Annotated in this window: 15 protein-coding genes and 1 pseudogene; 6 read left to right on the top strand and 10 right to left on the bottom strand. The window is 64.8% G+C overall.

Annotated features, from left to right (window positions below; genetic code table 11):
- Positions 1-7: 7 nt before the first annotated feature.
- Positions 8-427 (top strand): sensory rhodopsin transducer, encoded by a 420-nt coding sequence (locus tag FS388_RS12605; RefSeq protein ID WP_146341727.1) that lies wholly within the window; start codon positions 8-10, stop codon positions 425-427.
- Position 428: 1 nt separating this feature from the next.
- Here FS388_RS12605 and FS388_RS12600 read toward each other — a convergent pair whose 3' ends face one another.
- The 5 genes from FS388_RS12600 to FS388_RS12580 form a co-directional block, all read right to left on the bottom strand.
- Entirely contained in the window at positions 429-1,283 is an 855-nt protein-coding gene (locus tag FS388_RS12600; RefSeq protein ID WP_146341726.1) for an NAD-dependent epimerase/dehydratase family protein, read from the bottom strand.
- Positions 1,284-1,393: 110 nt separating this feature from the next.
- Positions 1,394-1,663, bottom strand: a complete 270-nt coding sequence (locus FS388_RS12595; protein WP_146341725.1) for a Rho termination factor N-terminal domain-containing protein — start codon at positions 1,661-1,663, stop codon at positions 1,394-1,396.
- A gap of 6 nt (positions 1,664-1,669) precedes the next feature.
- The gene (locus FS388_RS12590; RefSeq protein WP_146341724.1) at positions 1,670-2,569 is read right to left on the bottom strand and encodes an SDR family oxidoreductase; all 900 of its coding nucleotides are present in this window, start codon (positions 2,567-2,569) and stop codon (positions 1,670-1,672) included.
- A gap of 56 nt (positions 2,570-2,625) precedes the next feature.
- Positions 2,626-3,816 (bottom strand): alcohol dehydrogenase catalytic domain-containing protein, encoded by a 1,191-nt coding sequence (locus FS388_RS12585; RefSeq protein WP_146341723.1) that lies wholly within the window; start codon positions 3,814-3,816, stop codon positions 2,626-2,628.
- A gap of 150 nt (positions 3,817-3,966) precedes the next feature.
- The gene (locus FS388_RS12580; RefSeq protein ID WP_146341722.1) at positions 3,967-4,398 is read right to left on the bottom strand and encodes a DUF3054 domain-containing protein; all 432 of its coding nucleotides are present in this window, start codon (positions 4,396-4,398) and stop codon (positions 3,967-3,969) included.
- 159 nt (positions 4,399-4,557) lie between these two features.
- Between FS388_RS12580 and FS388_RS13495 the strand changes: the two are divergent.
- The 5 genes and pseudogenes from FS388_RS13495 to FS388_RS12560 all read left to right on the top strand — a co-directional run.
- Positions 4,558-4,749: pseudogene (locus FS388_RS13495) on the top strand (hypothetical protein); the annotation flags it as partial.
- 3 nt (positions 4,750-4,752) lie between these two features.
- Positions 4,753-5,466, top strand: a complete 714-nt coding sequence (locus FS388_RS12575) for a hypothetical protein (protein WP_210410202.1) — start codon at positions 4,753-4,755, stop codon at positions 5,464-5,466.
- 81 nt (positions 5,467-5,547) lie between these two features.
- Positions 5,548-6,030: an NfeD family protein gene (locus FS388_RS12570; protein WP_146341720.1), complete on the top strand. Its 483-nt coding sequence runs from the start codon at positions 5,548-5,550 to the stop codon at positions 6,028-6,030.
- Positions 6,031-6,069: 39 nt separating this feature from the next.
- Positions 6,070-7,302, top strand: coding sequence for an SPFH domain-containing protein (locus FS388_RS12565; RefSeq protein WP_146341719.1), 1,233 nt, complete (start codon positions 6,070-6,072; stop codon positions 7,300-7,302).
- 122 nt (positions 7,303-7,424) lie between these two features.
- Positions 7,425-7,766: an RNA polymerase-binding protein RbpA gene (locus FS388_RS12560; protein WP_146341718.1), complete on the top strand. Its 342-nt coding sequence runs from the start codon at positions 7,425-7,427 to the stop codon at positions 7,764-7,766.
- A 74-nt stretch (positions 7,767-7,840) separates the two neighbouring features.
- Here FS388_RS12560 and FS388_RS12555 read toward each other — a convergent pair whose 3' ends face one another.
- From FS388_RS12555 to adh, 5 genes are all read right to left on the bottom strand, one after another.
- Positions 7,841-8,578 (bottom strand): polyprenol monophosphomannose synthase, encoded by a 738-nt coding sequence (locus tag FS388_RS12555; protein ID WP_146341717.1) that lies wholly within the window; start codon positions 8,576-8,578, stop codon positions 7,841-7,843.
- Positions 8,579-8,588: 10 nt separating this feature from the next.
- The gene (locus FS388_RS12550) at positions 8,589-9,803 is read right to left on the bottom strand and encodes a hypothetical protein (RefSeq protein WP_146341716.1); all 1,215 of its coding nucleotides are present in this window, start codon (positions 9,801-9,803) and stop codon (positions 8,589-8,591) included.
- Positions 9,790-12,726, bottom strand: coding sequence for an RNA helicase (locus tag FS388_RS12545; RefSeq protein WP_146341715.1), 2,937 nt, complete (start codon positions 12,724-12,726; stop codon positions 9,790-9,792). Before FS388_RS12545 ends, FS388_RS12550 begins: the two co-directional genes overlap by 14 nt.
- Before the next feature lie 39 nt (positions 12,727-12,765).
- Positions 12,766-13,155: a DUF779 domain-containing protein gene (locus FS388_RS12540; protein ID WP_146341714.1), complete on the bottom strand. Its 390-nt coding sequence runs from the start codon at positions 13,153-13,155 to the stop codon at positions 12,766-12,768.
- Between the two features lie 91 nt (positions 13,156-13,246).
- Positions 13,247-14,770, bottom strand: a complete 1,524-nt coding sequence (gene adh / locus FS388_RS12535; RefSeq protein ID WP_146341713.1) for an aldehyde dehydrogenase — start codon at positions 14,768-14,770, stop codon at positions 13,247-13,249.
- Between the last annotated feature and the right edge of the window lie 37 nt (positions 14,771-14,807).

Raw genomic sequence — 14,807 nt, 5'->3', positions numbered from 1 at the left:
GCACTCCATGAAACGTGGCAGCTCGAAGGAACGTGCACGCGGGCGCAAGCGCGATGCGGGACTGGGACGCACCTCCTGGGTCTTCTCCGCCGGCTTCGCTCCCAGTCAGAGCACAGGCCAGGAGCCTGAGTTCACCTCACGCAATACCCTCTGTCTGCTGAACACTGCGTTCGAGGAGGCCTGCGTTCGCCTCACCGTGTTCCACGATGACGCAGAACCCGTCGGGCCGTACGAAATCCTCGTGGACCCAAGACGAGTGCGGCACCAGCGGATCAACGATCTCATCGAACCCGAAGCCGTCCCGCTGGACGCGCCGTTCGGCCTCGTCGTCGAGTCTGATGTTCCGGTGGTGGCTCAGCTCTACTACTTCGACTCGCGGGGAGGCGCCCTGAGCGCCTCCCACCTGAATCCGGCTCCGGCGGACTGATCTAGCCTCGCTCTGCCTCGGCGGCATCGATGAGCGCGCCATACCCTTCGCGGAACGTCGGGTAGCGAAGTCCGTCCCGCGGAAGAAGCGAATGGAGCAGGCTGGCATCGATCGTCTTGCCCGAAAGCGTCCCGTTGCCCGAATCTTCCGGCACGGGCACTCCGAGACGGGCGGCAACGTAGGTGAGCACCTCACCCATCGTGGACGGTGCGCGATCCACCGCGTGGACCAGCGACGGAGGCTCCTCCAGCTCGAGGAGCGTCACGATGGCGCTGGCCAGATCGTCTGAGTGGATCCTGTTGGTGATGCGTCCGTGATCGGCCGGCTTGCCGGCCCGGACGCGGTCAATCGTCCGTGTCCGCCCGGGCCCGTATATCCCTGCCGGCCGCACCACGGTCACCTCCGGAAACTGCGCGTATGCATCGCTCTCTGCACTGTGAAGAACCTTGGCTGTTGCTCTTTTCGGCGACGGCGGGGTCTGCTCGGTGACAGTGTCACCGTCCCAGTCGCCCAGGACACCGGTCGATGAGACGAACACCAGGCGGGGGAGCGGGCGCGGCAGGATCGAGGCGAGGCCTGCGAGAGTCTGCCGGTACGCGCGCTCATACCCCTCATGAGTGGGCTCGTCCGCTGTCATGGCAATAACGACGGCATCTGCCGCCGGCAGCTCGTGCCTGCGGTCGGGTTCAGCGAGATCCATTCCCAGCACCGGGAAGGGGAGCCCATGAGGCTTCGGGCGGCGCCTGATGCCGGTCACTGGCGTACCCTGTGCGTGCAGCAGCGTCCCGACCCGTTCACCCAGGTCGCCGCATCCGGCCAGCAGCACATGCTGCAGCGGGCTTGTTCTCGCTGTCATTCGGAGCTCCTTGAGGGTCGAATGAGTCCCCGGAGCAGACTGCTCGGGCGGACACATATGGCGGAACCAGAATACTGAGATCCCGGTCCCGCCACGAACGATGAGCGCGCCTAGCGGTCTCGCAGGGCTTCGATCAGCTCATCCTTCTTCATCTGTGAGTAGCCGTCGACGTCGAGCTCCTTGGCGCGCTGCTGAAGCTCCTCCACGGTCCTGTCCTCATAGTTCTCAGAGTTGCCGCCCTTCTCGCCCTGCTTCTGCCGCCCCTCTTTGGCGGCAGAGTTGGCGATGCGGGCTGCCTTCTCCTTGGAGTACCCCTGGTCCTCACGGAGCTTCTCGTAGAGCCCTTCGTCCTTGACTGAGCTGCGCTCCTCCTCAGGCATCTGAACTCACGCTCCTGTGAACGGCTTGCCGCCGGTGACGGGGATGACGGCGCCCGAAGTGTAGCTCGCCTCCTCGGAGGCCAGGTATACGTAGGCTCCAGCGAGCTCGGCCGGCTGCCCGGCGCGCTCCATAGGGGTGTCGCCGCCGAAGTTCTCCACCTTTGACTCGGGGAAGCCGGTGGCCGGGATGAGAGGGGTCCAGATCGGTCCCGGAGCGACCGCGTTGACGCGGATGCCGCGAGGCGTGAGCTCTTGTGCCAACGACTCCGTGAAGGCGACCTGGGCCGCCTTCGTCATCGCGTAGTCGAACAGCGGGGGAGCGGGGCCTGCTGCCTGCACGGATGTGGTCGTGATGATCGAACCGCCCTCGGGGATGTGCGGCACCGCGTGCTTGGTCAGCGCAACGTGAGCGGTGAGGTTGGTGCCGAACACCTTCTTCACGTCATCCATGGATACGTGCTCGATGCCGCTGCGCTTGCGCTGGTAGGCCGCGTTCAGAATGAGCACGTCGATTCCGCCCAGGTCCTTCAGCGCATTGCCGACGACGCCTTCCGCAGCGTCGTCCTTCGTCAGGTCAGCCGCGTATGCGTGCCCGCGCCGGCCAGCATCGTGAACATGCTTGAGCGTCTCTTGGGCGTCCTCCTTCTCCTCCGGGAGATGGACGAACGCTATGTCGGCCCCCTCCCGCGCGAAGGCGATGGCGGTTGCTCGCCCGATCCCGGAGTCTCCGCCGGTGATCAGCACCTTCTTCCCCTTGAGGCGATCGGCGCCGACGTAGGAGTCTTCGCCGTGGTCAGGGGTGGGTGCTGTTTCGCTGTCCAGGCCTGGCTGACCCACATCCCCATGCGCGGGGAACTGATCGTCATGATGCTTGGTGGTCGGGTCCGTCTGGTTCTTCTCAGTCATGGCGTCCTCCTCGGGATCGCTCGAACGGTTTCAGAAGCTCTTCGAGACGCAGGCCTTCAGCTTGCCTGGGGGTCGAGGACGACCTTGATGCAGCCGTCCTCCTTCTTCTGGAAGGTCTGGTACGCCTCAGGCGCCTGGTCAAGGGGGAGATGGTGAGTCACGAAGTCGTCGACGCCGAGAGGGTCCTTCGTGTCCTCCACGAGGGGGAGAATGTCGTCGACCCAGTTCTTGACGTTGGCCTGACCCATAGTCACTCGGATCTGCTTGTCGAACATGGTCAGCATCGGCAGGGGAGAGGCCTGGCCGCCGTAGACGCCGGAGAGGCTGATGGTCCCACCCCGGCGCACCAGATCGATGGCTGTGTAGACAGCACCCAGCCTGTCCATGCCCACGGTGTCCATCATCGGCTGCGAGATCTTCTTCGGCATGAACTGTGCGCCGAGCTGCGCGAACTTCGCCACCGCGGACTGGACACCTCCGTGGGCCTCCATGCCGACTGCATCGATGACAGCATCGGGCCCGCGTCCCTGTGTCTTCTCCTTGATGGTCGCCACCGCGTCCTCGGTCTGGGGGAAGACCTCGATGCCGTGGCGCGCTGCCATCTCTCGGCGCTCGGCTTCGGGCTCAATGGCATACACCGTCATGCCCAGGTGCCGTGCGATGCGCGCGCAGAACTGACCGATCGGTCCGAGGCCGAGCACCGCGACGCTGTCGCCCTTCTTAACCCCGGCGTACTGAACTGCCTGCCACGCGGTGGGCAGCACATCCGAGAGGAAGAGGTAGCGGTGGTCGGGAAGCTCGTCGCCGACCTTGATGGGCCCATAGTCGGCGTGGGGCACACGAAGGAACTGTGCCTGCCCGCCGGGGATCGCGCCGTAGAGCTGCGAATATCCGAACAGCGGCGCACCGGTGCCCATGTCTGTGTTCTGCGTCGTCTCGCACTGGGTCTGGAGCCCCTTGCTGCAGAAGTAGCAGTTGCCGCAGGCGATCTGGAACGGAACGACGACCCGGTCGCCGACCTTGAGGTCGGTTCCGGACCCGGTCTCGACGACGCGCCCCATCGGCTCGTGGCCAACGATGTCCCCAGGCGTCATAAAAGGGCCCAGGACTTCGTAGAGGTGAAGATCCGAGCCGCAGATCGCGGTGGAGGTCACCTCGATCACGGCGTCGCTGGGCTTTTCGATGGTCGGGTCGGGGACGGTCTCGACCGACATCTTGTGCGTGCCTTGCCAAGTTACTGCTTTCACGCTCTAACGCTCCTTTATGGAATGTGGTGCAACTCGTGATGAGCTTTACCCACACTAGAGAGACCGACCTTGGCAGGTGCTGGACGTATGCATGAGATCCGGTCAGAGTCTGCCGGGCGTCGCCGCGGAGCCCCTCGGATCGCTATTATGTCAACTTGTGGACATGCGCTCTGCTCGGCCCGCCAGCAGCTTCGAGATCGCTCGACGCCCCATCAGCAGAACGCCGAGGCTGAGGGTGGCCACCACGACGAAGCTGGTCTGCACACCTCCGTCAGTGAGCAGAAGGCGCAGCAGCATGCCAATAAGCACTGTGCAGGCCACCACGACGACGCCATGGGGCCACAGCCGGTGTGGGGAGCGAGGGCTTCCACTGATCAGCCACGCGAGCGCCAGCGCGGCGAGGAACGGCCATGCAGTGGACAGGATCTCCCATGGACTGAGTCCGGATTCGTGCGAGCGGTTGCCCACCACGGCGAAGATCACCACGAGGCCGGCGTCGGCTGCGAAGGCTGCGGAAGCAGAACCTGTGCGGGCTCGCTTGTCAGCGTCGTGGCTCGCTCGGCGGCCGGGGGTGTGGGTCATCCGTTCAGGGTAGCCGGGAGTCGCACTCACCCTTACGTTGACATAATGTAGATTATCGGTCATTCAGGCAACGCGTGAGCGCGGTGATGAGCACCACCCGCCGCGTGCAGTCTGTCCTGAGCACGTGACAGCCAGCATTCGGGTCTAGCCTTGGGCATCATGGATGACGCGACGCTGACCGCCGCAGCGAGCCGGAGCGTGCAGCGCACGTGGCCGGTGCTGTGCCCAAACTGCCGTCAAAGACTCATCGTCACACCCGGACCCGGACCCGGAGGCGGACCGGAACGCCTCTCAGCACTGCTATGCCCCGCCGGCCACCGCTTCGATGCGGCCAGGCAGGGTTATGTCAACCTCATGTCCGGAGCGGGCACCCGCCTCACCCCGGATACCCCGGAGATGATCATGTCCCGTGAGCGGGTCCAGCGCTCCGGCATCTTCCAGCCTGTCCTCGACTGCCTGAAGACCCTTGTCGTCGCAGCGGATGAGATGGTTGCGGACTGCGGCGCGGGCACCGGCTACTATCTGCACGGCCTCCTGGATGAGAATCCCACCCGCAGCGGCATAGCTCTCGACATCTCCGCAGCGGGCATGAAGCGCGCGTCCAAGCATCCACAGACCCTGGCGCTGGTATGGGACCTCTGGAAGCAGCTGCCCCTCAGCAGCGGCTCGATCACCACCGTTGTCAACGTCTTCGCGCCTCGGCACCCAGCTGAGTATGCACGCGTCCTGCAGCCCGGCGGACAAGCCCTCATCGTCATTCCCCTGCCGGATCATCTCCACGAGCTCCAGCAGCACGGTCTCATCTCTCAGCAGCGGGCCAAGCGCGATCACGTGATCGCTGACCTGGAGCCGCACATGGGTCGCCCCGTCAGCACCCAAGAAGTGCGCACCGAAGTCAGCGTGGACTCCGTCTCCGCCGCCGACCTGATCCACATGGGCCCAGCAGGACATCACCGCACACGAGCGGCAGTCGAGGAAGAGATCGCATCCTCCGACGTCGCACGCGTGACCGTGGCGGTAGAGGTGATGGTGTGGACGAAGGCCTCTGCCTCTGCACACGAGGAGTAACACCTGTTTCGTCCGAGCCTCCGCACCGCTAAGGTGAGATGACTAGGGTCAGCAGCAGAGACGAATGAAGGTGAGCCGCACATGATCGAATGGTTCGGCGAGAACCTCTGGGCAGCGTGGTTGGCCCTGTGCTTCATTCTCCTGATGTTCGAAGTCTTCAGCCTCGACCTCATCTTCATCATGCTTGCCGCGGGAGCAGTGGCAGCGGGAGCCGTCGCTTTGGCGGGCGGCGCTGTCTGGGCGCAGCTTCTGGTCGGCGGAGTCGTCGCTCTGCTGATGATCGGAGCTATCCGGCCCGTCGCACTGAAGCACCTCAAGAGCCGATCGCCCGAGACCCTCACGGGCGTCGACCGGCTGACCGGGATCGAGGCCGCCGCGGTCGAGACGGTCACTCAGACGTCCGGCCTCGCAGAGGTCGACGGAGACACCTGGACCGCCCGAGCGTCCGGCGACTTCATCCTGGAGCCCGGTGCGCCGGCCGTCGTCGACTCAGTGGACGGCGCGACGGTGTACCTCTCCCCCATTCGTTCCATCGACTGGAACCCGGAGCCCGAACAGGCTTGACCCCTGCCCCTGCCCAATAACCCCTAGGAACGGACCTCTATGGACTTCTTACTCCTCATTGTCGGCGTCGTCTTCCTGCTCTTCGTCGTGGTGATCCTGGTCAACTCGGTCAAGATCGTCCCGCAGGCGCGGGCAGGAATCGTTGAGCGCCTCGGCAAGTATCACCGAACGCTCCAGCCCGGCCTGGCGCTGCTCGTCCCTTTCCTCGACAGGCTCGCCCCGCTCCTGGACATGCGTGAGCAGGTCGTATCGTTCCCGCCGCAGTCGGTGATCACCGAGGACAACCTGGTCGTGGACATCGACACCGTGGTCTACTTCCAGCTCACGGATCCCAAGGCTGCCAGCTATGAGATCCAGAACTACATCGTCGGCGTCGAGCAGCTGACCACTACGACCCTGCGAAACGTCGTCGGCGGAATGAACCTCGAGAAGGCTCTCACCTCACGAGATGACATCAACTCGATGCTCCGCGGCGAGCTCGACAAAGTCACCGGGCGCTGGGGCATCCGCGTCGCCCGTGTGGAGCTTAAGGCCATCGACCCGCCGCACAGCATCCAGGACTCCATGGAGCAGCAGATGCGTGCCGAGAGAAACCGCCGCGCAGCGATCCTGACTGCCGAAGGAAACAAGCAGTCTGCCGTGCTCAACGCTGAGGGCGAGAGGCAGGCGGCCATCCTCCAGGCGGAGGGTGAGGCGCAGTCCCGCATCCTGGGCGCGAACGCTGAAGCCCAGGCCATCGAGACCGTGTTCAATGCTGTGCACGCCTCAGAGCCGTCGCCTGAGCTGCTCTCCTACCAGTACCTGCAGTCCCTCCCCGAGATGGCCAAATCGGAGTCGAACACCATGTTCTTCATCCCCGGCGAGTTCGGCGAGGCGCTGAAGAGCCTTGCGGGTGCCTTCGGCGGAGGAAGCGGCGGCGAACAGGAGGTCTCCTTCGAGGAGAAGGAGAAGATGAGGGAAGCACGCGCCGAGCGTCTGCGCGCACGGCGCGAGGAAGAACAGGCCAAGACCGGCAGAGCGGCACGGCCGGGCATTTCGCACTCCATCGCCGACCTCGCAGAATCTGCGCGAGCAACCTCCGTCACGGACGACGCGGCACAGTATGAGTCTGCCGCCGACTTGGAGGATGCCGCACGGCAGGCTAAGCCGGGTCGACAGAGCGGCAAGCCGTCCCTGGGCGAGGAGTCTGCCGAGGACGTCATCGCCCGCGTGTCTGAGGAGAGCCCAGGTGCCGCACCCTCGACCGGCAGCGGAGACCAGCAGAGCAGCTGAACCCCTTCCCCCAGCAGGTCACAGCCGTTCAGGGTCCCGTGGAATAATCTGCGGGACCCTGCTGGTTGGAGTAGGGAGACCAGCACCACAGAACGTAGTCGACGAAGAGAGCCGAAAACCCGATGAGTGATCGCAGTCTGCGCGGCATGCGCCTCGGCGCCCAATCCATGGAGACAGAGACGGGCGTCGAGCCAGCGCCCCGCCAAGATGTGGAATACGTCTGCGAGGATGGCGAGAAGATCGTCGTCACCTTCGCCTCCGACGCGGACCTGCCCACCACGTGGACAGCCTCGAGCGGCAAAGTGGGCGTTCTCGCCCAGGGCGACAAGCCCGACGAGGAGCCCGAGAAGCCCGCCCGAACCCACTGGGACATGCTCCTGGAACGGCGCTCGACCGACGAGCTTGAGGAAATTCTTCAGGACCGTATGAAGATTCTGCGCGAACGCCGCGGCGAAAAGGTCTGAGACTCGCCTGAGCCGCTGACAGTGAAGGCCCGCCCCTCAGGGGGCGGGCCTTCACTGTCAGCACGGCCGAACGTTCACCGGGTTCCGGCCAGCTTCCCAGCGAGCGTCGAGGCCCGGGCCGCCAGGCCCCACCTGGTCACGTTGGTGACGGCCTCCACCACGATGCCGCCGCTCATCTTCGACTCGCCGACCGTTCGTTCGACGAAGGTGATGGGCACCTCCCGAATCGTCTTGCGCTGACGGGCAACGCGGAAGGTCATGTCCACTTGAAAGCCGTAACCCGCCGACTTGATCGACTTCAGGTCAATGTCCTCCAAGGTGGAGCGCCGGAATACACGGAAACCCGCAGTGATATCTCTCACATTGAGTCCGAGCATGGTGCGGGAGTAAAAGCTGCCCGCTCGCGAAATGAGCTCACGGTGCAGCGGCCAGTTGACGACAGAGCCCCCCGGGACCCATCGCGACCCAATGACGAGGTCTGCTTCGTCGAGCAGGGCGATGAGATCCGGCAGCTGCTCGGGCTGGTGCGAGCCGTCGGCATCAAGTTCGACGAAGGCGTCGTAATCGCGTCGGAGCCCCCACGTGAATCCGGCGATGTAAGCTCCGCCCAACCCGTCCTTCTTGGTCCGATGAATGACGTGGACCTTCTCGTCGGCGGCCGCCATCTCTTCCGCCAGCTGGCCTGTGCCATCAGGGCTGGAGTCATCGACGATGAGCACGTCGGACTCAGGCAGAGCGGCCCGAAGCCGGTCGAGCGTCACCGGCAGGGCGTCGATCTCGTTGAAGGTGGGAATGACGGTCAGGATCTTCATGCGGACCACGTTAGCTCACTGCCTCCCCGCGAATGACCGTCGCTCTCCACCGAGGCAGGCCTCCCTCCTCATCGCGTCCGGGGAGGTACGGGAGCAGCGGTGTGCGGGCACGGGTATCTGTGCTCCACGCCGACACAGCCGAGTGGGGAGTCTGCACTGACAGGGAGTCCGCCTCCCACACCACATATGTCGCCTCCGACCCAGGATTCAGGGTTCCCGCCTCCGGCTGGCCACCTGGCAGGGAGCGGAACGCTCCTCGGGTCTGCGCATTGAAGCCGGCACGCACAGACACCGGGTCGCTCTGGTGATGCACGTGCTCACTGATCAGCTGCCACGGGCTCTCCCCCTCAGGCGGGGCCGCCGACGTAGGGACTCCCACGCTCAGGGCAGTGGAGAGATGGATGGCCCGCCGGGCGAGCACCTGCGCCCCAGTGTTGAGCAGGTCTTCCCAATGAGCCCGCTGCGAGGAGTCGAAGCCGACCAGGACCGTGGGGTTCTCAGCGCTCGGGGTGTGCTTCAGCTGCCGGAGCTGGGACGTGGTTGCTGCGAGAGACTGGACCACCTCCCCCGGGTCCTCACCGGTGACGTCAATCAGAAGCTGGCGGGACTCCTCCGCCATCCAGGTGCGGACACCGATGAGGTTCTCGGCCACCTCCGCATAGGACACGGCCACAGAGATGCGTCGGCCCTCCGCCTCTTCGACCTCGTGGGCGTCCCCCAGCAGCGTCAGGAGTTCGTTCAGTGCCCTCAGACCGCCCGCTCCGGCCACATCGTGCAGCCCGGAGAGCTGCACAACCGGGTATGTGTCCATCGGATGCGCGGCCGCCGTGCGCAGAGAGCTGGTCAGTCCCGTGACGACGCTCTGCAGCGACTCACCTGTGAGCAGCTCCGCCGGGATGGCCAGCCCCATTCTGAGGGTCGTGTAGCCCAGAGCTGCTGCGGCGTCGAGACGCTCGGCCAGATCACCTGAGTCCCCCTCAGCGACACCGCGCGTAATCCACCCAACGAATCCGGGCGCAACCAGCGTCCGGTCGAGGTCCTGCTCCTGGACGACACCCTCGGGATACTGCTCCTTGAGCCGAGAGGCGGTCTCGTCGGATCCGAGCCACGCCACGTGTCCCTTCTCGACGAGCATCGCCTCGGCGTAGGGCTCCGCAGTGGAATGGATCGTCCCGTTGTTCAGAAGGTGCACGCTCTCGAGCGAGGCGGCTTCATTCATCGTCAAGTTCTTCGTCCTCCATGGATTGGTACGCGACTGAGGAGTATGCCACCACTCCCCTGCTGATGAGGCTGACCGCGTCCTGGCAGGCCGTGGCGAGCTTGCTGGTGGCCGTCGGCACCTTTGACAGCTGGTCGAGCGCGTCGATGCACTGCTTGGCCCACCGCACAAAATCTCCGGCGGCCAAAGGGGACTCCTCAAGGGCGGCTCGGAGGCTGGCGCCCGAGGCCCACCGATGCATCGGCAGCGTCAGGCCCATCTCCGGCGCAGCAGTCGGCTCGAGGTGATGCCGCTTCTCCAGCGCTTCCAGCTCGGTGTGCACCTCCAACGCTTCGCGGACCGCACGCGTGAGACCCGTCGTGGGCATCTGCGGCATCGCGCCCTCGTCCTCGCGCTTTGCCTGGTAGACCAGCAGGGTTGCGAACGACGCAAGCTCCTGCGGTCTCAGCGCGCTCAAGGCACCCCGCTCCACAAGCATCTCCGTGAAGAGATCCCGCTCGCCGTAGATGCGCCGGAGCCTCTGTCCCCGCTCCGTGACGACGAACTCCTCGGCCCGGAACTCATCCGCCACGGGCGCCGCCGTCGGCATCCGTTCATCGTCGGCGGGCACCATGTGCCCGAGGTCGAAGAGCACCCCGCACACTCGGTCGAACGTCTTCGCGATGGAGCCGGTGCGCAGATCAATCTTGGCCTTGAGCTGATCCGTCTCCCTCTGCAGCTTCCACCAGCGCTCCGCCCAGCGGACGTGGTCCTCCCGATCGCTGCAGGAGTGGCAGGGATGCTTGCGAAGGGCGTTTTCGAGCTGCTCGGTGTGTTCGCTGTCACCCGGCTGTTCGGCGAAGCCGAACCCAGGCTGCGGTGCGTTCTGACGAGGCGGAACCCGCTCCTGCAGGGCGGCCCTGAAGCTGGAGGCGAGATCCCTGCGGATCTTGGGCACCTTGACCTGGGGTTTGCGAGGAAGCCGTATGGAGGAGATCACCTCAGGCGGCTGGGCGAAATCCTCGACTGTGATGCTGCGAAGCTTGCCGTCATGGGTCACAACGCCGGGCCGCGGGTCGTGCTCCGGCGCGGCATGGACGACCAGGCACTCCCCCAGATGACGCTTCGCCTTGCCGACCGAGCCGACGTCGACGATGTCCCCAGGCTCGAGGGCGGAGAGGACACGCACGATGTCCCGACGTCGCTGACGGTTTCTTGCCTTGGCCTGGTCCTTCTGCTGCTCGTTCAGCCTGCGTCTCAGCTCGAAGTACTCCTTGAAGCTGCCGAGGTGGCACTCCATGGATTCCTCGTAGCCGGCCAACGAGGACTCGCGCTTGGCGACGTCGCGCGCCAGGCCCACCACGGCACGGTCGGCCTGGAACTGCGCGAAGGAGGACTCCAGAATGGTGCGGGCCCTGCGCCGTCCGAACTGAGCCGTGAGATTCACGGCCATGTTGTAGCTCGGGCTGAACGAGGAGTTCAGCGGGTAGGTGCGCTTCGACGCCAGACCTGCCACCTGCCGCGGATCCATGCCCGGCTGCCAGACGACCACCGCGTGCCCTTCGACGTCGATGCCGCGTCGGCCCGCACGTCCGGTCAGCTGCGTGAATTCGCCTGGCGTGATGTCGACGTGCGACTCGCCGTTGAACTTGTCGAGCTTCTCCAGAACGACGGTCCGGGCTGGCATGTTGATGCCCAGGGCCAGCGTTTCTGTGGCGAAGACCACCTTGAGCAGTCCCTCGGCGAAGAGGCTCTCGACCAGCTCTTTGAAGGGAGGCAGCATGCCGGCGTGGTGAGCGGCGACACCGCTGACGAGCGCCTCCCGGAATGTGTCGAAGCCGAGCACGGAGAGATCTTCGGCCGGCAGCTCCCACCCCATCGCTTCAACTCGTGAGCTGATTTCGGCCGCCTCTTCCTTCGACGTCAGTCGCAGGTCCTGCTGGACGCACTGCTCCACTGCGGCCTCGCAGCCAGCCCTGGAGAAGATGAAGGCGATGCAGGGCAGCAGAGCCTGGCGGTCCAATGCGCGGATCATCTTGGGGCGAGAGAGCCTGTGCGTGCGCGATGGGGCCCCTGACAAGCTGGAGACCTGAGAGGACCCGCCTCCGCGCGCAGACGTGCGCTGCTCCCGCTGCGGACCTCCTCGGCCTCTCCCACGACCACGATGGCCGCCCGGGCGGCGCGAGCCGGGTGACTGCTGCAGCTGGACCATCCGCTGAAGCTGCGGATTCACGAGTGCCTGACGGTCGTCAGCCTCCTCCTCGTCAGCCTCGCCGGTGAACAGGTCGTACAGCTGGTGATCCACCACCATGTGCTGCCACAGCGGCACGGGACGGTGCTCTGAGACCACCACGGCGGTCTCGCCGCGCACGGTGTCCATCCATGCGCCGAACTCTTCTGCGTTGGAGACCGTGGCCGAAAGCGCAGCCACCTGAACCGACTCCGGCAGGTGGATGATCACCTCTTCCCACACGGCGCCGCGGAAGCGGTCAGCCAGGTAGTGCACCTCGTCCATGACGACGTACCGAAGCTGCTCGAGGGTCGATGAGTCCTGGTACAGCATGTTCCTCAGGACTTCGGTGGTCATCACGACCACGTCCGCTTCGGAGTTCACCGAGGTGTCGCCGGTGAGAAGCCCCACACGCGCGGCGCCGTAGTCCTCAACGAGCTCCTGATACTTCTGGTTGCTCAGCGCTTTGATGGGAGTGGTGTAGAAGGCCTTCTTGCCCTGGGCCAGGGCAAGGTGAACCGCGAACTCCCCGACGATCGTCTTGCCGGCTCCCGTGGGCGCGGCGACCAGCACCGCCTTTCCGGCTTCCAGTTCACGGCATGCCTGCACCTGAAATTCGTCCAGGTCGAAGGCCTGCGCCGCCCTGAAGGCACCCAACTGTGTCTTGGCCTCCGCGGCGCGACGGCGAGAGGCTGCATAGCGTTCGGCCGGTGAGCTCATGGCTCACACCCTATCGGCCGGAACTGACCATCCCCTTGTCTAGCCCGACTGGACGGGCGCCAAGCTCTCGCTCTCCTCCTCAGTGAAGAGACGGGACCTCACGAGGAAGCGGTGACCGGTGGGACCCTCAATGCTGAACCCTGCTCCCCTGCCCTGCGTGACGTCGATGGTGATGTGGGTGTGGGACCAGTACTCGTACTGCGCTTTGGAGATCCAGACCGGGACGGGCTCGCCCGTTCCCGCATCCAGCTCCCCCAGAAGAACGTCCGCCGGACCCGTGGCGAAGGTTCCCTGGGTGTAGCACATCGGGGCCGAGCCGTCGCAGCAGCCTCCGGACTGATGAAACATCAGAGGTTGGCCATGGTCCTCGCGCAGCTGCCGCAGGAGCGCAGCAGCCTCTTCGGTGATCGCGACACGTTCGGCACTCATAGGGGCCTCCTTCAGACTTTGGGACGTCGCTCACTCGGCGGGATGGCCGGTGCGCACCAGCTGCGATGCGCACCGGCCCCTGCCGTCTGGATCAGAAGAAGCCGAGCTTGTCCTCTGAGTAGCTCACCAGCATGTTCTTCGTCTGCTGATAGTGCGCCAGCATCATGAGGTGGTTCTCACGGCCGATGCCCGACTGCTTGTATCCGCCGAATGCCGCATGCGCCGGGTACTGGTGGTAGCAGTTCGTCCAGACCCTGCCTGCCTGAATGTCTCTTCCTGCACGATACGAAATATTGGCATCGCGGGACCACACACCGGCGCCGAGTCCGTAGAGCGTGTCATTGGCGGTGGAGATGGCATCGCGGTAGTCGGAGAACCCCGTCACCGACACGACAGGACCGAAGATCTCCTCTTGGAAGACGCGCATTCTGTTGCTGCCGCGGAAGATCGTCGGCTCCACGTAGTAGCCTCCGGCCAGGTCTCCGTCCAGCTCGGCCCGAGCACCTCCAGTCAGCACCTGGGCACCCTCCTTCTGGCCGATGTCGAGGTAGCTGAGGATCTTCTCCAGCTGGTCGTTGCTGGCTTGGGCTCCGACCTGGGTGTCGGTGTCCAGAGGGTTGCCCTGAACGACGGCCTTCGTCCTCTCCACCGCTGCTTCGAGGAAGCTGTCGATGATGCTGTCCTGGATGAGCGCTCGTGAAGGACAGGTGCACACCTCGCCTTGGTTGAGCGCGAACATCGTGAAGCCTTCAAGTGCTTTGTCGTAGAAGGCGTCATCGGCCCGGCTTACATCCTCGAAGAAGATGTTCGGACTCTTCCCGCCGAGCTCCAGCGTGACCGGAATGAGGTTCTGGGATGCGTTCTGCATGATGAGCCGACCCGTGGTGGTCTCACCGGTGAAGGCAATCTTACGGATCCTCGAGCTCGATGCCAGCGGAGCGCCGGCCTCGGCTCCGAAGCCGTTGACCACATTGAGCACGCCATCAGGGAGCAGGTCTGCGATGAGCTCCATCAGCAGCAGGATGCTGCTGGGAGTCTGCTCCGCGGGCTTCAGGACGACCGCGTTGCCTGCCGCCAGCGCGGGCGCAAGCTTCCATGTGGCCATCAGAATGGGGAAGTTCCACGGGATGATCTGCCCGACGACGCCCAGCGGCTCGTGGAAATGGTAGGCGACGGTGTCGTTGTCTATCTCACTGATGCCACCTTCTTGGGCTCGAATTGCACCGGCGAAGTAGCGGAAATGATCGACAGCGAGCGGGAGATCCGCAGCAAGGGTCTCTCTGACCGGCTTGCCGTTCTCCCAGGTCTCGGCCACAGCAAGCATCTCGAGGTTCTCCTCGATCCTGTCCGCGATTCGAGTGAGAATGAGCGCGCGCTCTGCCACCGATGTCTTGCCCCACGCCGGGGCGGCCTTGTGAGCTGCATCGAGGGCCAGTTCGATGTCTTCGGCGGTGGACCTGGGGACTTCCGTGAATGTTCGTCCGTTCACGGGCGAGGGATTTTCGAAGTACTGTCCTTTGACGGGAGCGACCCAGCCCCCTCCGATGAAGTTCTCGTATCGGGGCTTGAAGCTCACGACACTGCCTTCAGTGCCCGGCTGCGAGTATGTGCCCATGGTGGCCTCCTTCGACGGCTCGACTGGTGTGAGTTAG

It is taken from the genome of Nesterenkonia sp. NBAIMH1 (assembly GCF_007922635.1).
Taxonomy (GTDB): domain Bacteria; phylum Actinomycetota; class Actinomycetes; order Actinomycetales; family Micrococcaceae; genus Nesterenkonia; species Nesterenkonia pannonica.
Note: the sequence above shows the minus strand (reverse complement) of the source record. Positions and strands in the feature narration are given on the sequence as shown.